The organism is Caloramator fervidus, assembly GCF_900108045.1.
Taxonomy (GTDB): domain Bacteria; phylum Bacillota; class Clostridia; order Clostridiales; family Caloramatoraceae; genus Caloramator; species Caloramator fervidus.
Genome location: NZ_FNUK01000005.1, coordinates 65,591 through 92,583 on the forward strand (window position 1 = coordinate 65,591; position 26,993 = coordinate 92,583).

The following is a 26,993-nucleotide window of genomic DNA, read 5'->3' on the forward strand; positions in this document are numbered from 1 at the left end:
TTATCACCCATTTTTTATAAATATTTCTATAAAACACTAGAAATTCCTTCTAAAATCAAAAATTAAAATAATAAGAATCCCCACTCGAAGGTGAGGATTCTTATTCAAATACCTTAACTAGTTTGTTAAACATATCTTGATTTTGCTTTATTTTATTTTCATTACCTAAAACACATATATATTCTTGTTTTAATGTATCTTCTATCACATTCTTTAAATTCTTTATCTTTTGAAGGGTAGTATCTAAAACTTCTTCTCTTTCTCTTTGAATATCCTCATAAGTTATTCCTCTCATATAGTTTTCATCAGAAACTCTTCCCTTCATAAATGGATTTAATGGATAATCTAACTTACTCATAGTTCCAATTATATATTTTGTCATTTCTCTATCATCAATTTCTAATTTTTCTATATATTGAGGTACTTCATCATAAGCCTTTAAAGTTTCCTTAAGGTTTGGATCTCTATAGGAAGCAAAGGTTAACGTTCCATTTCTTTCAATGTTCATAAAGCAGCCATATGCTCCCCCTTGAACTCTAACCTTATTCCATAAATAATCAAGGCTTACAATTGTCCTTAAAACCTGCATTGCACCATTATATTCATATCCAAGCCTTCTGTAATTGTATCCCTTTGCAACATATTGAACATTTGCCTGTGTTAATAAACCTTCATTATCTTTTGAAACTTTAATATTAAAATCTACTTTGTTTAATTTTTCTTTATTTAAATCATCTAAGATAAAATGAATATTTTTCTCATAAACACTTAAGTCCTTTTCTTCACATGTTAAGCTTAACAATAAATTGTTTATATTAAATATCCTATCCTTAACCAATTTAAGCTTTTCTATTAATTCATTTTCAAATGTATCAAAATTTTTTTCTAAATTTGCAATGAACTTATAATATTCTGTTCCCGACATTATTTCATTTAACTTTCCTGCCTTAGAAAAATATGAAACAAGCCTTTTAGAAGCTACACTGTGTCCTCTATCAATCATTATCATTTCCAATCTTGACTTTGTCTGCTGAATTATTTCTTTTATCTTCTTCTTATCATCAAACAAGGTCCTGTTTATTATTTCTCCTATAATCTCTAACATCTTAGGCGTCTTATCGGCTAAGCACTTAGATTCTATAACAAATATAGGCTTAAAGGCTTCTATATCATCAACTCTTTCTATTATTTCAGTATAGAATCTTATTCCACCAATATTTATATCTATTTCTTTAGCAAGCTCTTCATAGCAATAATTTTTAGTTGATAACTTTCCTAAAAGACTTCCTAAAAGGGAAGCATAAGGTAAAAGATTATAATCAACCTTATCAACATCAAAGTAGAAATTCGTATAAACTATTTTATTTGTAAAAACTGGATGAAAAAGTAATTTACAGCCATTTAAATTCTTTTCTACAAGTGGAAGTTTATCTGCTTCCCTTTTTATATCGCTTATTGAAAGAACTGGTATAGTTTCAAGGGCCTCCTTGGAATCTGGAGTTTCTTGCCTTTTTAAAAGTTTTTTAGTGTTTTCAATAATTTCATTTAGATTTTCATCCGACATAGATTCCTTTATCTTTTTAAGTTTTTCCTTTAACGCCCTTTCCTTCTCATCTAAAAGACCTTTCTTAGGCTTCAAAACTAGTAATGAAGCATGTTTATTATTTATTAAATACTTTTCAATTAAATTTTCAAAATATCTTCCCTTCATCCCTTCTTTTATATTCTTTAAAGGAACATCATATTCTAAGTAAACCGTCGGATGAGCATCATAAAGCCAACTATTCATTACTTTTATTCCATATAACAATCCCTTAGGAGCTGAATCGTGCTCTGCCTCCCTCATTTGGAATTCTATTTTATTTATAGAAGCTTCAATTAACTTTTTATCAATTCCTTCCTTTACAAGCTTTCTTAACGTTTCAAATACCACTTCTTTAAATTTATCTTTTTTATCAATTTCAGATCCCTTTACTATTATGCTAAACATTGGTTGAAGCATGCTTCCTTCAAAACTTCCAAATACATCTTTACCCAATCCTGCATCTATAAGAGCCTTTTTCAAAGGTGAAGCAAAAGTTCCAAGAAGGATATGTTCTAATATCTCAAGGGCCAACGCTTCCTCTACATTTCTAGAATCTCCAGTTACAAAGTTTAAGCTTAAGAAAGTCTTTTCCTTTTCATCTTCATCCTGCGCAATAGGATAATCCATCATAAACTCCTTTATCTCATCAAAAGGAGGCTGAAATTCTATTTCAGAATAAATTTCTGTTTTATCAAAATCTTTTAAATACCCATCTATAAATTCAAGTTCTTTATTTAAATCACCGTTTCCATACAAGTAAATATAACTATTTGATGGGTGATAATATTTCTTATGAAAATCCAAAAAAGCCTCATAAGTAAGCTCAGGTATATAATCAGGATCTCCTCCTGATTCATATCCGTAGGTAGTATCAGGAAAAAGCGTTTCGCTTATTTTTCTAAAAAGTATTCCTTCAGGCGATGAAAAGGCTCCCTTCATTTCATTATATACAACGCCTCTATATGTAAGTTCACCTTCTTTATCAAACAACTCATAATGCCAACCTTCCTGCATAAGTATCTCTTTAGTCTTATATATGTTTGGATAAAACACAGCATCAAGGTAAACATCCATAAGATTAAAAAAGTCCTTTTCATTTTTACTTGCAACAGGATACATAGTTTTATCTGGATAGGTCATAGCATTTAAAAACGTCTGCAAAGAACCTTTTATAAGCTCAACAAAGGGCTCCTTTACTGGATACTTTCTTGAACCGCATAAAACGGAATGTTCAATAATATGAGGCACCCCAGTATTATCGCTTGGAGGAGTTCTAAAAGAAATTGAAAAAACTTTATTATCATCATCATTTTGTATCTTTAAAAGCCTTGCCCCACTTTTTTCATGCTCAAATATGTAAGCTTTGGAGTTTATTTCTTTTATATCTCTTATCTCATAAAGCCTAAATCCGTGATAAACTTTGTTTACTTCCATAATTTACCTCCTTTTTCTTTAGTAAATTATAAATTGGTAAGATATATAAATACACTGCAAACAATAAAAATATATCATTAATTCCCATTATACCAGCTGGAACAGCATAGGCTATATTCCATGGAATAAGTGGAGCTATCACTATAGCAGAATTTTCAATATCTAATGCTAATTTATATTTATCTTTATAAATCCCTTTTACGAACTGGAAGGTAAGTATTACAGCAAGAACCTGAGTAAAGCCTATCATAGAAGCTAATATGCTAACCAATAATGTAGTTGAAGTATCTCCAATTTTTTGACTTAGACTCTTTATATCCCCTTCTAGTTTTTGTAGCATTTTTGTTTCCTCAAATATACCACTATAGGCAGAGGATAAAAATACTATAACTGATATCTTAAGCATAGAAATTATTCCTCCGCCTTTTATTATTTGTGCTACTAAATTATTATTATCAATTTTAAACCCAACTATCATATATTTTAATGTTTCAGCTAAACTTCTGTTTTGAACAAACAAATCTAGTAAAATTGAAGATATTATGCTTAAAGTCATAGATTTTTTAACATCTACTTTAAAAAACGATAATACAACAATCAATGCTGCAGGAATTAAAAGATAGGGTGTTAATATAAATTGAGATTTCAACTCATTTATAAGCCTTTCATTTTTAAAAGTTACATTTAAATTTAAAGATAAAACTAAATAAATTATAATTGTTAAAAAAGTAGGAACTATTGAACTTTTTATCATGTTTTTTATATTTATATAAAGCTTCGTATCTGTCAAATTAGCTACAAGATTAGCACTTGAAGACATAGGAGAACACCTATCTCCAAAAAAAGCACCTGATAAAACAGCCCCTGCTGCTAGGCTAGTATTTACTCCTGCTCCCTTTGCAAGGATAATAAATGAAACCCCTATAGTTCCTACAGTTCCAAAAGCACTTCCTATTAGACAAGATGCAATACTGGAAATTAAAAAGGTATATACAAGAAAAAGTTTAGGATTCATAAATCTAATTCCTAAGTAAACAATATATGGTACAACACCTGAGGATAACCATACCCCCATTACTGCACCTATTAAAATAAAAATCTTTAAAACAATAAAAGACTTCTTGCCACCATTTAATATCATATTTAAAATATTTTTTACGCTAAACCCCATTTTAAATGAATATAAACAAAAAAACAAAAGCCCTATAAAAAGAGGAAATATAATAGAAATATTAAAAAACATAGAAATAAAAATTAATATAAACAATGTCAAAAAAATTAAATAAACCATTTTATCCCCCTTTTAATATTTTACTTAAAATTATTATAAACCAATAAATTCCACATCTCAACAATTAATATTAACAGGTATTTTATCTGATATACTCACTTCATCTAAAGTTATACTACATTTATAAGCTAAAATTTCCACGCCTTTTTTATATGCTTCTTTCAAAAGAAAAGCAAACTTTTCATCTATATCTTTATAGGGTTCAAAACAATTTACAAAGTCCATAAAAGCTATAAAAACTATCTTAGCTTTATATCCCATTTGAACTGCTTTTATAAGTTCTTCTATATGCTTTTTCCCTCTTTCAGTGGGGGCATCTGGAAATTTTGCTATTTTATTTTGTTCAAAGGTTGCACACTTTACCTCAATAAAAGTCTTAAAAGGCCCATCTATAAAAAAATCAAATTTGCTCTTTAAAAAATTTTCCTCCCTTTTTATTATTCCTTCACCTAAACTTATAGTATTATCCCTTAACGCACATTCTAAAACATTATTTGCCATAGAAGAATTTATACAAACCAGTCCATCTTTTTTTTCAACAAACATTAGAGTCCATTTTGTTTTTCTATTTTTCTTATCATTTTTTACTAAATAAATTTTAGCATCCTCAACTAAAAGTTCTTTTAGCCTCCCAGTATTAGGAACATGGCAAAGCTCATAATTTTTTCCTATTTCCACTATAGCTTCAAACCTATTAAGCCTTTTTACAAATCTTCCTTCAACCTTCTTCCCTTCAATCTTAAATCCCACCATAAATCCTCCTTTAAAATATTTTTTAAAAAGAATAATAATACTCTATGAAAATGTCAATATTTGTATGTTAATTTAAACAAAGATATAATATAATAAAAATATGGAAAAACCCAAAAATCTAATGTCTGACTATTTTAAAGAAAGGAGCATTAAAAATGAAAAAAATAATCTCTCTTATTATTTTAACCCTTATGTTCATTTCCTGCTCAAAAACTCCAAATTCTAATCAATTCCCTGAACCTAAAAAATATACGGTAAAAGACTACTTTCCATTTATTGCTGATAGAAGAATGAAATATCAAGGACTAGGAAATGAATATGCAGAAATGGATGTTTATGTAGATTTTATAAAGAATAATAGAATTCAACTAAGAATATTAAACCCTGGAACTGTTTTAGCCCAAGTTTATGAAATAAAGGATGGTGAACTAAGGCTTATAAAGTCTCAAGAAGAATTTTATTATAGGGATAACATAATAGATTCTAAAAGCGAAAACCCTGATATACTTTTAAAAGAACCCATTAAAGTTGGCACAGAATGGACAACTAAAGAAGGATACAAACGATATATTTCTAACTTAGAAAAAGAAATAGAAACTCCTTATGGAAAATTTAAAGCATTAGAAGTTACAACTGAAGGTAAAGATTATAAAACATATGATTATTATGTATTAAACATAGGACTTGTGAAAAAAATTTTTGAAACAAATAACAACAAAATAGAAACAAATCTTGAAAAAATTGAAAATAACGCTTCTTTAATTCAAAATATTGCATTTTATTATCCTGACTTTTTAAAAGAAAAAATAGCATTTAAAGAAGAGACTATAAAATTTAAAACAAACGAATCTACCATTGAAAAATTTGAATCCCTACTTAAAAATCCACCAAGGGAAGGCTTAACTAGAGTATTAAGTCCAAATACAAAAATAAACAACATGTATTTTAATCCTCAAGAAAATAAAATATATATAGATCTTTCAAAAGAATTCATAACCGAAATGAATGCAGGCTCTTCTCTTGAAGCGATGATAATTCAAAGTCTTGTCAATACCCTTTGCAGATACTATAACACCGATAAAGTTTATATATCCCTTGATGGCAACCCCTATGAATCTGGACATATAGCTATAAATAAAGATGAATTCTTTAAACCAGATTATAAAAATACCATTGAAGTAAAATAAAAGTCCCCCTAACTAATGGGGGACTAAATAACAATACCAAAAACTTAATATTAAATTTTTATAAGCTCATATTCCATACTACCAAGGCCTATCTCTTCTCCATGCTTTAGGGTAGCTCTCCAATCGGTTTTATTATGAATACTTGTAAATTTATCAACTTCTCCATCAATATAAATATGCTCAACAGAATCTAATGCACAACCACAAAGTGAAGGAGCACTATTTACCATATCAACACATGCTTTATCAAGAGCAACAGGGTCAAAGGATGCAGCAATACCTAAATTAGGAACTATAGGCATATCATTGTTAGACCAGCAGTCACAATTTGGTGAAACATCCATAATAAAATTGATATGAAAATGGGGCTTATCTTTTAAAACAGCATAAGCATATTCTGCTATTTTTTCGCTTGCAATTACAGCTGCCTCATCCCATTTAACTTGTGCTGCACTGTATTGGCATACTGCAACACATTGTCCACATCCTACGCACTTTTCATAATTAATAACCGCTTTTTTATTTTCATCTAAATAAATAGCATCATGGGCACAATTTCTTACACACATACCACACCCTACACATTTTTTAACTTTTATAACAGGCTTTGAAGATGAATGCATAAAAAGTTTTCCGCCCCTTGAACCTGAACCCATACCAATATTTTTTATAGCTCCTCCAAATCCTGTCATCTCGTGACCTTTAAAATGATTCATTGATATTATTATGTCGGCATCAGCTATAGCAGAACCTATCTTTGCAGACTTAGTATGCTTTAAATTAACCTCAATTTCCCTATATTCTGTTCCTTTAAGTCCATCAGCAATTATTATTTGGCATCCAACCGTTAAAGGATTAAAACCATTTTCATAAGCTGCATCAAGATGATCAAGGGCATTATGCCTTCTTCCTGTATATAGTGTATTAGCGTCAGTTAAAAACGGCTTTCCCCCTAACTGTTTTATAATCTTGACTATTCTTGCCGCATAATTAGGCCTTATGTAAGCTAAATTTCCTGGCTCACCAAAGTGAATCTTTATGGCAACATACTTATTCTTAAAATCTATATTCTCAATTCCAGCTGTCTTTACAAGTTTTTCAAGCTTATCCAGCATATTAAACCCAGGTTTTGTTCTTAAATCAGTAAAATATACCTTTGACTTTGGCATTTGTATACCTCCTTTTAATATTCTCATATTATTATACTCTTATATGGTAAAAATTTAAAGCTCATTAAATTTCATAAATATTTATTATATTTTATATTTTTGCATAACTTAACATAATTTTAACATAAAAACTTGCATAATTATAAATTTTTGTATTGACTTTGCTTAAAATTGATGTATATTTATTAATATACACGCACTGCTTATACTAAAAAACATACAGAGAGGTGAAAGAAATGGAAAACAACACAAACTTAAAAAGAGAACTTGGCCTTGCTGCAGCTACTGCAATAGTTGTTGGAAACATGATAGGATCTGGTATCTTTATGGCTCCACAAGGACTTGCAGCAGCATCTAATCCAAAGGCAACTATAATAGCATGGATAATAACTGCCCTTGGCTCAATGCTTCTTGCATTAAGCTTTGCAAATATGGGGGCAAAAATGCCAAAAACAGGTGGTCCAATAGTATATACAAAAGCAGCCTTCGGGCAATTTGCTGCATTTTTAATAGCATGGACATATTGGATAGGCTCTTGGGTAGGTAATGCAGCAATAATTACTGCATTTATGAGTTATTTAACATACTTTTTTCCTATATTTGGAGAAAACAGAGCTTTAGCGTTTATAGTTTCATCTTTAATACTTTGGATTTTCACATATATAAATTATAAAGGAGTTAAGGAAGCAGGTATTATAGGAATTATAACAACTGTTTTAAAAATAGTTCCTTTAATCATTTTCTCAATAATAGCTCTTATGCATTTTAATCCTTCATATTTTAATACTGCATCTTCTCCTGAAGTTAACAGTTTATCAACCGTTCCTGCTGCAATTGCTATAACCCTTTGGTCATTTGTAGGACTTGAATGTGCAACAATTCCAGCAGGAGAGATAAAAAATCCTGAAAGAAATATTAAACTTAGTACAATTTATGGAACTTTAATAACAGCACTAGTATATATTCTTATAAGCATTCTCGCTATAGGAGCTATGCCTCAAGGTAAACTTGCAACATCTAACGCTCCCCTTGCAGATATCATAAACTACGCAACAGGTGGAAAATGGGGAGGAACATTAATAGCCCTTGGTGCAGCAATTTCAACCCTTGGAGCAACTTCAGGATGGATACTTGTTACGGCAAGAAGCTCCTTTGCTGCTGCAGAAGAAAAAATGTTTCCAAAAGTCTTTGCTAAAGTTCACCCAAAATATCAAACACCATCTGCTTCACTTATAATAAGCGGTATAGCAACTAACATTTTGCTTATAATGAACTATGTATCAAGCCTTACTTCAGCATTTAATTTTATGCTTCTTTTAGCTACGCTTTCTTTCTTACCTGCATATTCATTTACTGCTGCCGCTGAAATATTACTCCTTAAAAATAAATCAGAAAACTTTAATCTATTTAGATTTATTAAAAACTCTTTTATATCCTTACTAGCCTTTGCATACTCTATATATGCAATATACGGAACAGGTGCTGAAGTTGTAATGTATGGATTTATATTAATGCTAATAGGTATCCCCTTCTATGTATATCAAAGAATTCAAAATAAAACCAACTATGATATAAGTAGCCAAATATAAACCCCTAAAGGAAAGCCTTTAGGGGTTTTTGTTATTTTTTACTTTTTAATACTTTTATAGTCTCTTTTAATAACACAATTGAAAGTATAAATAGCACTATAGCAATTACAAACAACATATAATTTCTAGCTATAAAGTAATTTTTAATTAATAAAATAAGTGCAGATAACGTTACACAGAACATAAATATCATAGGAATAAGTGTAACAACCCTGTTTTTACCTATCCTTGTAAGCCAAGCTGTAATAGCTAGTAAAGCTAGAGCTGCAAGAAGTTGATTTGCTGAACCAAAAATTGGCCAAATCCTTTGATATCCGTAAGCTAAAACCAAAGAAGAAGATAAAATCGTAATTAAAGTTGCTACATATTTATTAGTCAAAATTGAATCCTTTCCAGAAACAGTTTCAAAAAATTCTTGGAATATATATCTTCCTAATCTTGTTGCTGTATCTAAGCTTGTTAAAGCAAAAGCAGTAAAAGATAATATGATAAATACTTTTCCAAACTCTAGAGGAACTCCAAAACTATTCATAAACGTTGCAACACCATTTGCAAATATCATAGCTGGAGTTCCTTCAGCCTTTGATACATAAGCTACAGAAATCAAAGCAACTATAGCTAACATCCCTTCAATAAGCATAGATCCATAACCTACAAGTCTTGCGTCCTCTTCCTTGTCAATTTGTTTTGCAGAAGTTCCTGAACTTACAAGGGAATGAAAGCCTGAAATTGCACCACAAGCAACAGTTACAAACAAGATCGGGAAAAGATATTGAACCCCTGTTTTTGTTGTAACTGCAAATCCTTTAAAAGCAGAAAGCTGAAGATTAGGATGCATTATGAAAATTCCTATAAGTCCTCCAAGAAGCATAGCATAAAGCATAAAAGAATTTAAATAATCCCTTGGTTGAAGCAAAAGCCAAACAGGTAATACAGAAGCTAAAAATATATAAATAAGAAGTATTATATACCAAGCTGATTTTGACAAAGCTAATATAGGGAATTTATATCCAAACCATATTGCAACAAAAAGCAAAGCCACACCTATTATTGTAGATACTGCAACACTGTATCCCTTTCTATAAACCATAAATCCGAACAAAACTGCAAGAATCATAAAAAACATAGAAGATGTTGCTGCTGCAGGACCTGCTTGAAAAGTTTTAATATCCGGATTATATGCAAAGGATGATGCCACAATGTCTGTAAAGGCTGCTACAACTAAAACCAAAGTAAGCCATGCAAAAAGATTAAAAAGTATTTTTCCTCTCTTACCTATATTTACCTCAATTATTTCTCCTATGGATCTACCTTCATGTCTTATAGATGCTAAAAGAGACCCAAAATCATGAACTCCGCCTACAAATATGCTTCCAAGAACAATCCAAAGATACACAGGAAGCCATCCAAAAATAGCAGCTTGAATAGGTCCTGCTATAGGGCCTGCCCCCGCTATCGAAGCAAAATGATGTCCTAAAAGAACTTTGGCATTTGCAGGAACATAATCTACCCCATCATACTTAGTATGGGAAGGAGTTGGTCTTTTAGGATCTATTCCCCACTTTTTTGCAAGGTACCCTCCATATAAAGTATAAGCAAGTAAAAATAAAACTGCACCTAAAATGATTAGCCAGAGCGAATTCATAAAATCCCCCCTTTATTTTAAGGTGCTTCAAGCACCCTTTTTAACATTTTTGAATTTTTACTGTAAATAATTTCTTTACAGGATAAATCAACTAGTATAATTCTAACTTCACTCCAACCATGTAAATAAAACTTATATATTTTTTTATACTTAAAATCCTTTATAAATTTCTTTACATCATTTGTTAAATTTTCAGCTATTAAAAAACCTGTTATAAAAGTTGACATGTGGTTTGAGTTTGGTTTTACAAAGTCTTTGTTTATGTTTATAAGTTCATCAACAAAGCTTTTTACTTTATTTATATCTAAAAAACAAACTTTTTTTACAAAAATATATTCACTATTTTCGTAGCAATCTATTATATCTTTTTTAGTTAAGAAGGTTCTTATATTTTTTACATGGCTTTTAGCAAATAAATCATATTTTTTTCCTCTATATTCAAAGTTATAGTATATATCAAAATTTTTCTTTAATTTATCTTCTAATAAGCCTACAATATTATCCTTCATAAAAATCCCCTCTTTGTAAATATTTATTAATACTTAATCACATTTATTACAGTTTTTAAACAGAATATTTTTTATCAATCTGAAAATACTAAAACTGTAAATATTAAAAATAGAGGTGATTTATATGAATTTAACTCAAAAGGAAAGAATGCTGCTTCAAGACCAAAAAGCCCATGAAGAATTATGTATTAAAAAATACACAACCTATGCTCAACAAGCAAAAGACCCTCAACTTAAACAACTTTTTATGCAACATGCACAACAAGAACAACAACACCTTAATACAATAAATCAAATTTTAAACGGCCAAGTTCCAAATTTAAATCAACAACAAAATCAACAAAATAATCAATCTTACCAAACTCCAGTATCTTCTCAAAGCCCGTTAGGCAATCAAAGCGATGCAGATTTATGTAAAGACCTTCTTGCAACAGAAAAATATGTATCAAACACATATGATATTTCAATATTTGAATTTAGAGATCATAACATAAGACAAATTCTTAACCACATACAAAAAGAAGAACAAGAACACGGAGAAGCAATTTTTAAATACATGGAAAGCAAAGGAATGTATCAAGTACAATAAAAAACACTTTATGGAAGACTAAAAGTCTTCCATAAAGTGTTTTTTACCTTACAAAAGCTTGAATCAATAACATTATTATTGAAAAAGCTCCAATATAGCCCATAAGAGGCATTATAAATTTCAACCACTTATCATAAGTAACATCAACAAGTCCTAAAGTAGCGAGTATAAGACCCGTTGGTGTTATAAAAGCAATCAATCCTTGTCCATATTGATATGCACTTACAATTATATCCCTTGGAAGTCCAACTGAATCAGCAAGGGGCGCTATAATTGGCATTGATAAAACTGCAAGTCCTGATGATGATGGAATAAAGAATCCTAATACTATAAATATTAAAAGTATTACAATAATAAACACAACAGGATTCATACCTTCAACTAACTTAGACGCATAATAAAGAATAGTATCTGAAATTAATCCATTATCTAATATTAGGTTAATACCTCTTGCTACACCAATTATTAATGCTACTCCCACAAGATCAGCAGCACCAGAAATAAACCTGTTTACAAAATCCTTTTCCTTCATTCTTGAAAGGAAACCTATAATTAAACTTACAGCTAAGAACAGTGTTGTCATTTCTGTAAACCACCAATCTTGTGTTGAAACTCCCCAAATCATAACAGCAAATGCAAGTCCAAATATGATAAGCATAAGCTTGCGTCTTAATGTAAATTCAGGAACTTCCTTTTTATCATGATTTTTTAAGAATTTTTCTTCGATTTCTTCTTTTTGACTATAAATTAACGAATTAGCAGGATCTTTTTTAACCTTATTAGCATATCTTACTATATAAACTATAGCAATTATATTAGCAATTATCCAACCTATAAATCTCATAGTTAATCCTTCTGTAAAAGTAATACCTGCAGCATTTGAAGCTATAACTGAAGCAAAAGGATTTACAGTAGAAAACATGGTTCCTACTGAAGAACCCATATATACCGCTGCAATACATACAAGAGCATCATATCCTGCTGCTATAAACACTGGAATAAGTATAGGATAAAAAGCTATAGTTTCTTCTGCCATTCCAAAGGTAGTTCCTCCTACTGCAACTAAAGCAGTAATTATTACAATAAGCAAAAATTCCTTTCCTTTTGTTGCCCTTGATAAACTTGCTATACCTGCATCAAAGGCTCCTGTGCTGTTAAGAACTCCAATTAGTCCACCAATTATAAGAACAAATACTATAATGTCAATAGATTCTTGAATACCTTTTATTGGAGCTTGAAGGACATCTATAATCCCTTGAGGATTTGCCTCAACCCTTTCATACGTTCCTGGAATGGCTATAGGTTTATAAATGCTTCCATCTTCAAACTTTTCTATTTTTATCTTTATTCCTAGCTTGTCCAATGTCTCCTGAGTTCCTGGAAGTTCCTGTGTGCTTCCATCAGGTTTTGTAACCACAAAAATCTTTTTATCTCCATCATATTGTAATTTTGCAAAAAGTCCCGATGGAACTATGTAGGTTAAAATAGCTGCAAATATTAAAACGATAAATAATACCGTAAAGGCTGTAGGGAAACTTCTTTTTTTCTTGCTCATTTTAAAACCTCCTTGTTATGTCAAAAAATGATGTAAAATTATAAAATAATTTTAACAATTTTCTAATTTATTATAACATTTGGTCATTTTTTTGGCAATATAAATTTTATTAACATAAACTTTAACCTTAATTATAACATAAAAGGAGTGATCATGATGAAAAACATAGTAGAATTGTTCCATTCCCAATCCCTCAAACCCACATAAAATCTACCTGGCATTTCCTGAGAGGCAATAAAGTTTTTCCGTTATTGAGTTGTTTTTATACTAAATTTTCCCAAACACTGCCCTATTTTGTGTGAAAAAAGTCTTTCCAAATGGGGAGTGTTAAGGAAAAAAGGAAGGTTCTATAATAAATGTTGGGGCGTAGCCCCGGCATATTTTTTTACAAAAAAAATATGCACCTATTTTAGATGCATGGTAAAATTAAATTAACCACAAAAAATCCTACCTAAAAGAAGGCATCCAACAAGTGCACACTAATAATTGTATCAAAAATTTACTCGGTTCTTGTCCTCGTTGTAATTCTGAAACTCGTAGAGTTCACGACTATGATGTTGTTAAAGATAGACAGTTTCATTTCCTATCAGACTACTTTAAAAAAATTAAAAATCGCGATAGTGTTGAATATTTTATTTGTGATATGTGGCAACCTTATATTGATTTAGCTAAAACTTACTTTAAAAATGCTATTATTGTTATTGATAAATTCCATTATATTAGGCACGCTATGTGGGCTGTAGAAGCAGTTAGAAAACGTGTTCAAAAAGATCTATCTGTTAAATTAAGAAAATACTTTAAAAGAAACAAAAAACTTATTCTCAAGAGATTTGACCTGCTTGATGAAGATTCAAAGTTAGCATTACAAGTTATGTTTTCTTATAATAGCGATTTAACTATTGCTCACACATTAAAAGAAAAACTATTAAAAATAATTGATACTGCCTCTTCTTCTAAAGAAGCTCGTACTTTATTAAAGGAATGGATAAGACTAACACAAAATAGTGGCCTTAAAGAATTTGAAAGATGTGCCAATACTTATATCAGGTATTTTAATGAAATAGTAAATTCTTTTGATATACCATATACAAATGCTTGTACTGAAGGCTTTAATAACAAAATTAAAGTTATTAAAAGAAATGCCTTCGGCTTTAAAAACTTTGAGAGATTTAGAAATAGAATTCTTCATTGCTGTAATTAAAGCAAATTATAATACCATATTATAGAAAACCAACTCCCGTTGGTCTTTTTGTCCTGCAATTTTTTGTGAGGAACTCTCCCCATCCAACCTATCTTTCTAGAATCACTCTCAAACAAGAAAGGACAGGCATTCTAATCGAATACCCGCCCCAACAATTGACAAAGAGCCAAAATATAAAACAGGGGCTATCTAAAATGATAACCTGATAGCCCCTGTTTTATATTTACAGTTGTTTTGTTCAATTTTTCATATCTTTTCTAAAAGCAAAATAAGCAAAAAAACAGCATACCAAAAGCGGTATATTAATTATTTTTCGTCAGATTTGCTCTATATTTTTTAATTTTAACTTACAAAATGTATAAAAGAAGTATGATTTACTCAATTGGCTTTATACCCATTTCATCTAATTTCCTCCATAAAGATGCCATAGCTTTTTCAGGATCTCTATAAAATACACTCCCTCTAACACGCCAAAATGTCCAACCAACTCTTTCTAATATACGCTGGCGTTCTATATCCTCTTCCCATTTATCAATACCGTGCCATTTATCTCCGTCGCATTCTATCGCCAATCTATTGCGAATTCCTTCTACTACCAAATCAATTCGCTTACCTAAATTCGCAACTTTTACTTGAGGTATTACTCTATACCCACGAGCACAAATAATTCTATAAACATCTTCTTCAAATTTTGATTCGAATAGATGTTTAACTTCATCTATTTTTTGTTGTACTCTATATGGATTTTGACAATACTTTAGCAAACGATATCTTGCACATTCTGGATTATTTATATCCTTTAATTGCACAGAATGAAACAAAAACATTTGGTCTCTTGCCCTGCTTGCTGCAACATTAAACCTTTGATAATCAGAACGCTTGGTTAATGCCCTAAACCTCACATTTGGTGCAACAACCATTGAAAGGAAAATTATATCTCTTTCATCGCCCTGGAAGAAGTATGCATCACCGCATATCAGCTTTCTTTCAACCATTTCTTTTTCTCCAATTGCCTCTCTTAAAAGTTCCTCAATAAGTTCTGCTTGATCATCTCCCTGAAGGGAAATAACCCCCATTGTCTTTCCATTATATTTTGGATCAGAACAAAGTTTCACAATATGTTTTACTATAGCTTCTGCTTCAGGTTTATTTATTACTTTAGTAGTATGTTCTTCCACAAATCCTTCCTCTACAAATATTGCTGATACAGGCGGTTCAAATATTTCATGAGACATTGGTAATCTTAATGGTATTATTTTCCCTTCATACATAAAATCATTACTAAATTGTATTATTTCAGGAACACTCCTGAAGTGTTCTTTTAATACAACTTTGTTTTCAAAAATTTGGTTTGCAATATCATACAAACTTGTAGTTAGTTCGAACCTATTCGCATGTGGTATTACTCCAGATAAATACCTTTCTATGAGTTGATGCACTTCCTCCACATTTATTCCAATACTTTCAGGGCTTATCTGATTATCATCTCCAACTATCACTGCTTTTTTTGCTCGTAATAAAGCACACAAAGCAAATAAGTTACTCTGACTGCTTTCATCTACAATTATTACATCAAATAAATCATCCGTAAGTTTTATATTCTCGATTATCTTTTGTATAGGCATTATCCAAACTGGGATAGCTCCTTTACAAATCTGCATTTCTTCCCTTGCTTCTTTTCGATACATATTAGCATATTTACCTGTTCCCTTACCGATTTTTCTAACTGCTTGCACAAATGCATGCAAACTTTTCTTTTGTTCATATGTAGTTCTTTCAATTTGCGCAAGCCATGTTGATTTCGCAACAAGCTCTCTTAATATATGTGATTCCTTTTTTTCTTCCTCCTTCAACAATTCCTCAAATTTTTCTATATTAGTTGTTTCTTCTAAATCTTTTAGGTAAGTATCACATTGTCTCCATTGCCACGCTAATTTCCAATCATCAGGTGGTATTAAAGGTTCCCCCTGCCCACCTTGTTCAATTATCATTCTTACCCATTTAGGTGCTACTGCTTCAAGTCTATCTTTTAGGCTTGAATAAACATTATAATCTTCTTCTAACCCTTCAAGTCGAGCAATTTCCCAGTATTCTTTACTCCATAATTCTGTATCTTTTGTTTCACAAGCATTTAAAAGACTTATCCAGCTCGGATGAGCATTATTTGATTCCTTTCCGCGAATTAATAAGGTTTTTAATCTGTCAAAAAATGCATTGGCATTATTCCACTTTTTCTTTAATTCAAGCACCTCTATCCCTTTATAAAGTTTTTCAAACCATTTTACATCGGTCCAAGCAGGTGTTTCTGGAATGCCCAAGCTTTTTAAAAATTCTTGCAAAGGTTTTACAACTTTATCATTCCATTGTAACCCTTTTTCTATTTTATCTATAAGTTCTTCTACATAAAAAGAAAATCTTGGTATTGAATTAGATAATTGTGGCCCTCCAATGTCTTTCATTATATTATTCCATTTTAATATTAACTTGTTTTTAATTTCATTTTTCTCTATATATTTGATAATTATATCAACATCATTTTCATTTTTTATTTCATGCCCGTCTAAAGATATTTTACTTTTATCCATTAAATACGCATATTTACGACCCGTAATGTTTTTAAAAAACCAACTTATCTGTTTAACGCCTTTTAGTTTTTCCTTTAAAACTTTTAAGTCTTCCTTTGCAATTGCAAAATCGATATCTTCAGAAAAAGCAATCTCATGTTCTATTAATTCCATATCAAGATTTTTTATTTGCTTAATCCTATCTCGACTTTCCTGAACAAGTACCTTCCATAATTCTTTTCTGTCCCCACCTGATATTGAATCCTTCATAATAAACTGTATCCAAGGTTCGTTTAACTCTTTTAGTTCATTAATTATAGACAAAATCTTTTGCTTATATGTATCTAGTTCGTTATATACATGTTGAGACACATTCCAATCCTTTATATAATTAGACTTTTCCGCTATTTGCTGCTCAATGCTTATAATATTCAATACATTTTCATTGAATATATGTGGATCAGGTAATTCTGAAGTTTTTGGTCTCTTTTTTCCTAAACTTTCTTTATCGCTCGTTCGTAACTTCCCCGCTAATTCAAAAAATTTTCTTATCTCTGCTTCCGATAAAGGACATTCTTGATCTATTCTTATAGAATCAGGCATCCAGTTATATTCAATATTTTCTTTTAGCCATTTTGCTATTTCTAAAGGAGTCATTTCACGATTACCAATACTAACCTTTTTGTTTTCCAATTCACCAGCCTGTTTAATTAAATTTTGATATCGAGTCTTCTTTTTCCTTGTTTCATATAATTCATTTCTCAGTCTTTCTATTTCCCTTTTTAAAAATTGCGGATCGTAGCTATCAATATTTTCAGTAATATTTTCTATTGAATTCTCTAATTCCTTCACAGAAGCATAATCTCCTCCCAATACACTTACACACAAATGTCTAATTTCTTCTGGGATCTTATCCCTTAAAACCCGCAATGCTCTCTCTTTTTCACTCGTCACCAACACTCTTTTCCCATGTGCAAGCAAATGACAAATTAAATTAGCAATTGTATGACTCTTCCCTGTGCCAGGTGGCCCCTGAACAACTACACCAGGACTTACAACCAACTTCTGAGCGATCAATTTTTGCTCATTATTTACTGGAAGAGGAAATAATAAATCTTCTCCAACAGAATCCCAATTATCTTGATTACTATTTGTTTCACATTCCTTCCTGTATTCTTCCAAATCATCAGTGGCAAGCAATTTAATAGTATCAGGAATAGGATAACCACTTCTTATCTTACCTATTGCTGTAATTAATTCTGCATGCCATATGCGTCCGCTGGTTCTCCTTAAAAATATAACAGGCGAATAAGTAATTACAGGAATTTCCTGTATATTTTGGGAGGGAAAATCTTCTTCTGAATATATCCCTTCAGGATTTATTGTATGCACTATCTCCTTTAATAGAGGATTTATTGATTCTTTATCCCAAACATTTATTTCTGCCTTTGGAATTTCTAATTCCAATTCTTGTAGCCTCTTAATATATGGTATTTCAAAACTGTTAAGCATATCAATTTCCAAATATGTTCCTTTACTTGTTGGTAAGAGTATAAAAATCCCATTTTTAGCATCAAACTGTAACTCTAATGGTGTTACAAGTACAGGTCTTTTAATCTTAAATCCATTAACACCCCATGTTAATAAACCATGCCCCCATGCAAGTTCAACATCTTCTCCTTCACGCTGAATTCTTTGATGTAATGTAAATAATTTGGTATATAACTTTTGAATTCTTTTTTTAGGCAAAGCTTTATTTACCCAAGGACGCCACGCATTCTCAATCCATTCCTTAAATACCTCTACTCTTTTAGGATCATCTTCAAAATTTTCGTAATCCATTTCATCTTTTTCGAACAATAAAGGATCATTATAATAAAGAGAATTTCTATTGCTTATTTCTTGCTTTCCTGGAACTTTACCTTTTCTAGGAATTTGCTTTTTTACTATTGGTTCCTTTTCAGGATCAGGCCAATAAGTTACCCACTCATTTAATATCGCTGGCAATTGGGGAACTGGTGGTAGCTCTTGTTTATGCACTTCAAGCCACGCTTCTTTATATTTTCCACTACCATTTAAAAAACACCCCTCATAATCCGGCAAATCTTTTTGCCAGATTACTTCATCATACTCTTCAATATTTCTAATTACTGTTTCATTCAAATTCTTAACAGCTAAAAGATATTCAAATATTTTGCAAACCTTATCCCTTATATCCATATATGGTACCCTCCTTTTGAAACAGAATTCCGAATAAATCATATAAGAACATAATTCATTTTTTTAAATCAAGCAGCATCTTCAAAAAGAGATACAGCCTGTTCAATGACCAATTTAACTACATTATCCAGCTTTTGTGGATCTTTGAAGCCCTTTCTTCTTAGTAATCTTTTTACTGTTGCCCTGATGGATGCCTTAATGTTTTCTTTTATAGTCCAATCTACCTGTCCCTCGGTTTTGCTTTTTATAATTCGCACCAGCTCTCTTGCAATTTCTTTTGCTTCTTCGTCATTTAAAATAGCCTCTTCCCCTTGACATACAATATCATAAAAGGCCATTTCTTCTTCTGTTAAGTTCATTTCTTTTGCCCGTTTGTCCATATTCTGCATTTCTTTTGCCAAATCAATAAGGTGCTTTATAACTTCGGCAGATGTAATAGCACGATTATGATACTTATTCAAAACTTTTTCTATCATTTCTTTAAAAGAGGCATACTTTACATGATTCTTCCTTATCTTAGCCTTAATCTCATCATTGAGCAGTTTACGCAAAACCTCAATCTGCAAGTTTTTATTTTCTTGCCCCATAAGTTTATCTAAAAATTCCTCACTCAAAATAGACAAATCTGGCTTTTTCAATCCAGCCGCATCAAATATGTCAATTGGTTTATCACTTGCAGCAACACCCTCCGAAATAATCTGTTTTATCGCACTGTCCAGCTCTTCAATTGATAACCCTTTGGGCGGCGTGTATTTGACAATATTGCTTCTTACTGCTTGGAAAAAGGCAACATCTGAACGAATACGCATAGCCTCTTCTCTTGGTACTACAAGGGCAAAAGCCTTGCACAATGCCATGCATTGATCCAAAAAATTTTTCTTTGTGGTTTCATCTTTATTGATCAAATCCATAGCCTGTTTTAAAATATAAAGCTTATATTCCGCACTCTTTTCCTCCCAACCAGAAAAATCAATGCCGTGGAAGTATGAACAGACAATGTCATACTTCTCCTGCATAATCCTTATTGCTTCGTCTATGGGTAAGGTAGTAGCATCCTTGCCCGTGCTTCTTGTGTAGTTTGCCAGTGCCAGTTTTAAATCATCAGCAATACCAATATAATCCACCACTAGTCCAGCAGGTTTATCTTTAAATACCCTGTTTACTCTGGCTATAGCCTGCATTAAGTTGTGCCCTCTCATGGGCTTGTCGATATACATTGTATGCAGACACGGCACATCAAAGCCAGTGAGCCACATATCCCTGACAATTACCAGTTTAAGAGGATCGTTAGGGTCTTTCATCCTTTTTTCAATCTCTTTTATTTGGGACTTCGTATATAGGTGTGGCAAAAATTCTTTCGGGTCTTTCGAAGGATTTCCTGACATTACAATTTTAATTACGCCTTTGTCTAAGTCATCGCTGTGCCAGTGCGGCCTTAACTTTACTATCTCGTTGTAGAGGTCAACGCAAATCCTTCGGCTCATGCATACTATCATGCCTTTGCCTTCAAGGACCTTACATCTCTCCTCAAAATGCTCTACAATATCCCTTGCTATGGTTTCAAGCCTTTCTTTGGTCCCTACTAATGCCTCCAAAGCTGCCCATTTTGTCTTGAGTTTGTTCTTTACCTCTTCTTCCTCGCCTTCTGTCACTTCTTCAAAGTCCCTGTCAATGTTTTCGTTTATCAAATGAAGCTTTACCAATCTTCCCTCATAATAAATGGGCACAATGGCTTTGTCCTCTACTGCTTGTTTCATATCATAGATGCTGATATAGTCTCCAAACACCTGAAGGGTGGACTTGTCTTCAAGATCGATAGGCGTCCCTGTAAAGCCAATAAAGCTGGCGTTAGGAAGCGCCTGCCTTATATACTTCGCAAACCCATCGATAAATTCATAGTGCGACCTGTGAGCCTCGTCGACAATGACAATAATGTTGCTGCGGTCCGAAAGAAGGGGATAGGTTTTGCCCTTCTTTAAAGCTTTTTTAAGTTTTGGATCAACAACCTCTGAAACCTCTTCTGCTTCCGCCTGAAATTTCTGTATTGTTGTAAAGAATATGCCGCCTGCTGCAACCTGTGAGAGTTTTTCTTTTAAATCTTCAACGCTCTCTGCCTGTTTTGGATATGGAATCAGGTCGCTTGCATTACAAAAAGTTTCATACAGCTGATCATCAAGATCGTTACGGTCGGTAATGACTACAATCGTGGGATTCTGAAGTTCTTTAAGCTCTATTATCTTTCCCGTATAAAACACCATAGAAAGACTCTTACCGCTGCCCTGCGTGTGCCAGAATGTGCCTATTCTTCTATCACCGCCAGGAGATGTCGCCCTGATTGTTTCCTCCACTGCTTTGTTAACACCGTAATATTGGTGATACATAGCCATAATTTTAATTACTTCATCCTTCGCAGTGGAAAAAGTGATAAAGTTTCTTATTATGTCGAGAATTCTTCTTTTATCAAACATGCCTTTTATCAAAACTTCAAGTTCTGGCATCCCCTCTACGCTGCTGACACCGTCAATGGATTTCCATGCAGAAAACCTCTCCCAGGGTGCGGTAAGCGTTCCTGCTTTTGCTTTACTCCCATCAGACACAACGCAGATCTCATTGTAAGCAAAAATGTCTGGAATATCCCTTTTGTACAGTTCAAGCTGTTTATACGCCCCTTCTATTGTAGCCGTCTTATCTAATGGATTTTTCAGTTCGAATAATCCTACTGGCAGGCCGTTAATATAAACCACAATATCAGGGATTCTTACACCTGCACCTTTGATTATCACTTGGTTACAAACAAGAAAATCGTTGTTTTCTGGGTTTTCATAATCAAATATCTTTACTATTTCTCCGACTTCTTCGCCTTCGCTGTTGCGTCTTGTAACTTTTGCACCATTGCGGTATATTTTATGTATCTCTCTGTTGTTCAACTCTATCCTCGGATACTGGAGGTTCTTTAACTGGCGCACCGCTTCCTCAATGCAGTGCAGCGGAAGTTCGGGATTCAATCTTATTAGGGCATTATAAAGCCTGTTTTTTAAAATAACTTCTCTGTAGTCTTCTCTGTCTTCTACTGGTATCTCACTGCCATGTAAGTATTCGTAGCCTATGTCCTTAAACCATTTGATGGCTGCCTGCTCTACAACACTCTCAAAGTTTTGATTAAGGTTCATGGATTACTCACCCTTTTTTACATAAAATCTATTTTTCAAGACACTAAAATCTGTCTAAGTCTATTTTTCATCATTTCTCTGCGCTTGCAGAAAAATTCTTTAAAATTAACAATTGAAAGATCCAACCCTGTCAAATAATGAAGTTCTTTATATTGATTTTTGGCATTGTAATTTTTGTAGTTTTCATCAAGCCATTCTATAAACGGCTTTGCACTTTTTGACATATTTATGTTGCCTTCTAAAAGCTGTAGATTGGGGATTTTATTGTAATTTTCAAGACAAAAATCAATGTCTTCTGGTTTTACTCCTAATTTAAGAAGTTTTTCTCTGCTTGTAAAAAAGCTTTTAGGATGTATATGATCTTGGTGAAAGAGGTTGTTATAGTCCAGTGTGGGATATAAAAGGGCTAAAACTGAAAAAGTATACTTTTTGCCATACTCGTATTCCAGCAGATTTTCTATTTCCTCGTCTCCAAAGTCAAGTGATTTTGAAGTTCCTTTTAACCTTTGCTTCATAATTTCAACTGGAAAACCATTTAAGTTTTGCCTTATAATGTCCCTTATAATGCTCAAAATATAGTCTGAATTGCCGCCAAAAGTCTGCTTTAGCAGAACAATGTGCAGCCACTTTTTTATTTTGTCTCGCTCACCTCTAAAATTCACAGAGGTTACAAAATTGTTTCTTAAGTCCTTTTTATACAAGTAGTAAGCTATCGGTATAATGGCGTTATTCGAAGTCAATGTCTGATAATCAAATCCGAATGTATTTATCAATTCCACAGTTGTCCTTATGCTTTCTTTTATCTTGTCCCAATTGTCCTGAATAACAGACATATTCTGTTTGTTAAAATTATCAACTTTGAATCTGATATCATTAAAATCACAGAGGACAAGGCATGTCTTTAAAACAAAATCCTTATTAAAGCTAAATCCTCTTCCAACACTATTTATTTCATCCACAAAATTTATAATTTCTTCGCGAGCGTCTTTTTCATCCCACTGGGCAGTAGCAATTGAAAGAAGCAAATCGGAATAGCTCAACTGCGTGCCACCGCTATTTACACGGATGAAAACATTCAACACCTTATCAAGTTCTTGATCTTCCTCAAGATAGTAATTTATTATTGGCCGTTTAAAAATCACATCTGATAATCTGAAAAGGGTTTTGGAAGCAAATTTATTTGTAGCAAGCTGATTTTCTATCAAATAGTCATTGATCTGCGAAGGGTCCTGAGGATCAAAATTAAGAATATCTCCAACTTTGAACCAGAATGTGTTTTCATCCCTCTTCTTAGCATCTTCTTCTGTGAGAAATCTAAAATCGTAATTCAAATCTTCATCATCAGCTTCTTTAAGCAAATTCAAATAGAGATACTTCTTGGGGAAAGCGGCAGGGTCATTCCATCGCCTGTAAGGAACTTTTGAGGCGTAACTCCCTTTTAAAGCGATATAAAGGGAAGTTAGCCTCTGCTGTCCATCAAGCACTGAGATTATCTCCTCATCTCCCAGCAAGACTGCTTTCTGATTGTGGGTCTTGCCTTGATGATGGTGGCAGATAAATTCATAGAACTGATATTTTTTAACGCTTTCTTTTGAAACTTTCCAAAAGAGAAAAGAACCAATTGGGTAGCCCCTCATAATCGAGTCAAAAAGGCGCTCTATTTGTTCTTCACTCCACACAAATTCCCTCTGTATCGCAGGCAGCAGATATTTTCTGCTGCTTATATTTTTTATGGCATCATATATAGTAATCGGTGTTTGAAATGACATACTTTTATTCTCCTTTCAACATCTCTAATCAATTTTCACATTACCCTTATTTCGCCTGATATAAGTTTGGGAAGCAGGGTGTCTCTAATTTTTGCTAATTTTTCATTTTGTTCATTCGAAGCAATTATTTTTTCAATAATTGGAGAAATAATTACATTGAATTTTTGTAAAATATTTTTGGTAGGAATCATAACTTTCACTTCTTTTAGTATTTGCTGGTTAATATTCTTCAAAGTTGTGCCATTAGAGTATATCTCCAATTTCTGTTTTATATTTTTTAATGAGAAATATAAGTAGAATAACTGAAGTTTATCATATAACCTAAATCTGATGATAAAACTTGAGTAAATCAAATTTGAATCACCATTCATATTAATTCCAATTTCTCCAGGATTAGCACTTCTAACTATCAATAAATCTCCTTCTTTTAATAAATATTGATTTGCTTTCCTTTTATCAATATTAATTGTGTCTAGTCGGCTTGGAATAATATAATCAGTAGTTACTAAATCCCTCACATTCACGATTTTATATTCTGAATCTCCGCTTTCTTCTCTTCCATAATTGATACCATTCTTAAACTGACCTATTTCTCCTAATTTTTTTACCTCCCACCCCTTCGGTATCGGTCCCAATTCACTATCTACAAATTCTCCCCCGCTGGATTTATAAGGTTCTCCATTTTCGTTTGGAAATTCAAAATCAATAAACCAGTGCTTGAATATAGCCTGTGCTATTTCTTCAAGGGTTTTGTTCATCTCATTGTTGATTTCGATTTTATCGTCAAAGGCAGAAAGGATGGAAGCAATTTTTTGTTGTTCAATTAAATCACTTGGTATGTATACTTCAAAATTTTTTATGTCATCTTTACTAATAGCAGGGAAAACAGTTCCCGAAGAATAGTTATCCCATCTTGTTTTATTCACTTTCAGTAAATAATATAGAAAACGATTATCTCCTTTAATTAAAGAAAGAGCAGCAATACCTCTTCCAATACAACATTTACTATTAGCAATATTGACATCCCCAACAGGAGCTCTTACACTTAACAGCACTTCCCCTTTTTCAGCAATTTTTATTGGACGACTGCAATATTTAGTTACTTTTGGCTTTCTATCTCCAAAATCCGTTCTGCCTTGGTAAAAAGGTAACCCTTCTCCATTTTCATTATAAGTTTCAGATTTCGGAGATTGTCCCATATTTATATTGCATATATTACCTAATTTAGCATTAATCCATTCACTCCCCATATCCCAACTCCTCCAGATTCGCCTTTATAATTTCGTCAAGCCTTCTTGCTTCTTTCATCTGCTGATAGAGTTTTTCAGTCAGTTCTGCCATTTTTTCTTCAAAAGGTATATCGTCTTCTTGAGTTTCCTCTACACCTACATACCTGCCAGGGGCAAGGACATAATCGTTTTGTGCAACAACTTCCACAGGAACCGAAGCACAAAAGCCTTTTACATCTTCATACCCGTTTTTATTTCTCCAGTTATGGTAAGTCTGGGCAATCTTTTGAATCTCCTCATCAGTAAGTTCTCTATGTGTCCTGTCTATCATAACCCCCATCTTTCTGGCATCAATAAAAAGAATTTCTTTCGTTTCCCTCCCTTTACGGATGAACCACAAACATGCAGGAATCCCCGTTGTGTAAAACAGCTGTGGCGGCAGGGCAACCATACAATCTACAAGATTATCCTCTATGATCCTTTTCCTTATCTCATACTCCGCATTGTTGCTGGTAGTCATAGAACCGTTGGCGAGCACAAAACCAGCAACACCTTTTGGCGCAAGATGATAAATAAAATGCTGTATCCATGCATAATTTGCGTTGGAATCTGGCGGCAGCCCGTACTTCCACCTCACATCATTTGCCAACCTATCTGCTCCCCAGGCACTGTCATTGAACGGCGGATTTGCCAATATATAATCTGCTCTCAAATCCTTAAACTGGTCATCTGTGAAGGAATTCCCCAACCTTATATCTGCCTCAATGCCTCGAATTGCAAGGTTCATTTTACACAGCCTATAAGTGGTCGGATTGGACTCCTGCCCATAGATTGAAATATATCCCTTCTTGCCTGCATGAGCCTCTACAAAGCATATGCTCTGTACAAACATACCTCCAGAACCGCAGCATGGATCAAAAACCCTGCCATGAAGAGGCTGAATCATTTCAACAAGAAGTTTGACAACACTTGAGGGTGTAAAGAACTCGCCACCTCTCTTGCCCTCTTTTCTAGCAAATTCGGAAAGAAAATATTCATAAACTCTCCCTAAAACATCCAATTCCTCATTTTTACCAAAATTAATGCTACCAATCAAATTGACAATTTCACCAAGAGTGTGTGGATCTAAAGGCGCTTTGGTGTATACCTTTGGAAGAACACCTCGTAGCTGCTTTGGATTCTCCCTCTCAATCAAATCCATAGCGTCATCAATAAGTTTTCCTATATCGCTTCGCCGAGCATTTGCCATTATGTATTCGTATCGTGCCTCCTTGGGCACATAGAATACATTCGCAGCTATGTACTCATCTTTATCTTCCAATACAAACTGCGCTTCCTCTTCAGTTTCGCAATAATATTCCTCGTTTTCAGGGTCTTTTACTAATTGCTCTAATTCTTCCCTACGATATTTGAACGCATCTGAAATGTATTTCAAAAATATGGTTCTATGTCAATAGTTGGGGTGGGCAAATTATTCAGATGCCCGCCCTTGCTAATTTCCAAGGAGTTTTTATGTAATTGAGATTAATTTAAG

General features: G+C 32.6%; 16 protein-coding genes. 4 read left to right on the forward strand and 12 right to left on the reverse strand.

Annotated elements, in window-relative coordinates:
- Nucleotides 1–100 precede the first annotated feature (100 nt).
- The 3 genes from C4R78_RS02975 to sfsA are packed head-to-tail and all read right to left on the reverse strand — an operon-like array spanning nt 101 to nt 5,060.
- Nucleotides 101–3,019, reverse strand: coding sequence for an insulinase family protein (locus C4R78_RS02975; RefSeq protein ID WP_103895612.1), 2,919 nt, complete (start codon nt 3,017–3,019; stop codon nt 101–103).
- Nucleotides 2,988–4,310 (reverse strand): Na+/H+ antiporter NhaC family protein, encoded by a 1,323-nt coding sequence (locus C4R78_RS02980; protein ID WP_103895613.1) that lies wholly within the window; start codon nt 4,308–4,310, stop codon nt 2,988–2,990. The genes C4R78_RS02975 and C4R78_RS02980 overlap by 32 nt, the downstream gene beginning before the upstream one ends.
- 57 nt (nt 4,311–4,367) lie before the next feature.
- Nucleotides 4,368–5,060 carry a DNA/RNA nuclease SfsA gene (gene sfsA, locus C4R78_RS02985; RefSeq protein ID WP_159945780.1) on the reverse strand — a complete coding sequence of 231 codons (693 nt, stop codon included), beginning with the start codon at nt 5,058–5,060 and terminating at the stop codon, nt 4,368–4,370.
- A gap of 158 nt (nt 5,061–5,218) precedes the next feature.
- On the opposite strand from sfsA, the gene C4R78_RS02990 reads away from it, so the two are divergent.
- Complete coding sequence (locus tag C4R78_RS02990) at nt 5,219–6,250, forward strand: GerMN domain-containing protein (RefSeq protein WP_103895615.1); 1,032 nt, start codon at nt 5,219–5,221, stop codon at nt 6,248–6,250.
- A gap of 50 nt (nt 6,251–6,300) precedes the next feature.
- Here C4R78_RS02990 and C4R78_RS02995 read toward each other — a convergent pair whose 3' ends face one another.
- The gene (locus C4R78_RS02995) at nt 6,301–7,419 is read right to left on the reverse strand and encodes a DUF362 domain-containing protein (RefSeq protein ID WP_103895616.1); all 1,119 of its coding nucleotides are present in this window, start codon (nt 7,417–7,419) and stop codon (nt 6,301–6,303) included.
- Between the two features lie 236 nt (nt 7,420–7,655).
- On the opposite strand from C4R78_RS02995, the gene C4R78_RS03000 reads away from it, so the two are divergent.
- Nucleotides 7,656–9,008 (forward strand): amino acid permease, encoded by a 1,353-nt coding sequence (locus tag C4R78_RS03000; RefSeq protein ID WP_103895617.1) that lies wholly within the window; start codon nt 7,656–7,658, stop codon nt 9,006–9,008.
- Nucleotides 9,009–9,039: 31 nt separating this feature from the next.
- Here the strand turns inward: C4R78_RS03000 and C4R78_RS03005 are convergent, their stop codons facing one another.
- Together C4R78_RS03005 and C4R78_RS03010 are read right to left on the reverse strand one after the other, a co-directional pair.
- Entirely contained in the window at nt 9,040–10,653 is a 1,614-nt protein-coding gene (locus C4R78_RS03005; protein WP_103895618.1) for a carbon starvation CstA family protein, read from the reverse strand.
- A gap of 17 nt (nt 10,654–10,670) precedes the next feature.
- Nucleotides 10,671–11,162, reverse strand: a complete 492-nt coding sequence (locus C4R78_RS03010) for a DUF8052 family protein (protein WP_103895619.1) — start codon at nt 11,160–11,162, stop codon at nt 10,671–10,673.
- 124 nt (nt 11,163–11,286) lie between these two features.
- On the opposite strand from C4R78_RS03010, the gene C4R78_RS03015 reads away from it, so the two are divergent.
- Nucleotides 11,287–11,751 (forward strand): spore coat protein, encoded by a 465-nt coding sequence (locus C4R78_RS03015; RefSeq protein WP_103895620.1) that lies wholly within the window; start codon nt 11,287–11,289, stop codon nt 11,749–11,751.
- A gap of 43 nt (nt 11,752–11,794) precedes the next feature.
- On the opposite strand, the gene C4R78_RS03020 is transcribed toward C4R78_RS03015, so the two are convergent.
- The gene (locus C4R78_RS03020; protein ID WP_103895621.1) at nt 11,795–13,306 is read right to left on the reverse strand and encodes a YfcC family protein; all 1,512 of its coding nucleotides are present in this window, start codon (nt 13,304–13,306) and stop codon (nt 11,795–11,797) included.
- A gap of 472 nt (nt 13,307–13,778) precedes the next feature.
- On the opposite strand from C4R78_RS03020, the gene C4R78_RS03025 reads away from it, so the two are divergent.
- Nucleotides 13,779–14,507: an ISL3 family transposase gene (locus C4R78_RS03025; protein ID WP_159945781.1), complete on the forward strand. Its 729-nt coding sequence runs from the start codon at nt 13,779–13,781 to the stop codon at nt 14,505–14,507.
- 374 nt (nt 14,508–14,881) lie between these two features.
- On the opposite strand, the gene C4R78_RS03030 is transcribed toward C4R78_RS03025, so the two are convergent.
- The 5 genes from C4R78_RS03030 to C4R78_RS03050 all read right to left on the reverse strand — a co-directional run bounded on the left by C4R78_RS03030 (nt 14,882) and on the right by C4R78_RS03050 (nt 26,894).
- Complete coding sequence (locus C4R78_RS03030) at nt 14,882–19,291, reverse strand: AAA domain-containing protein (protein ID WP_103895623.1); 4,410 nt, start codon at nt 19,289–19,291, stop codon at nt 14,882–14,884.
- A 68-nt stretch (nt 19,292–19,359) separates the two neighbouring features.
- A complete protein-coding gene (locus tag C4R78_RS03035; RefSeq protein WP_103895624.1) occupies nt 19,360–22,461 on the reverse strand; it encodes a type I restriction endonuclease subunit R in 3,102 nt (1,033 codons plus the stop codon).
- 35 nt (nt 22,462–22,496) lie between these two features.
- A complete protein-coding gene (locus C4R78_RS03040) occupies nt 22,497–24,230 on the reverse strand; it encodes a DUF262 domain-containing protein (RefSeq protein ID WP_103895625.1) in 1,734 nt (577 codons plus the stop codon).
- A gap of 35 nt (nt 24,231–24,265) precedes the next feature.
- The gene (locus C4R78_RS03045) at nt 24,266–25,480 is read right to left on the reverse strand and encodes a restriction endonuclease subunit S (RefSeq protein WP_103895626.1); all 1,215 of its coding nucleotides are present in this window, start codon (nt 25,478–25,480) and stop codon (nt 24,266–24,268) included.
- On the reverse strand, nt 25,470–26,894 hold the full coding sequence (locus tag C4R78_RS03050; protein ID WP_207654267.1) for an N-6 DNA methylase family protein: 1,425 nt from the start codon (nt 26,892–26,894) through the stop codon (nt 25,470–25,472). Before C4R78_RS03050 ends, C4R78_RS03045 begins: the two co-directional genes overlap by 11 nt.
- Between the last annotated feature and the right edge of the window lie 99 nt (nt 26,895–26,993).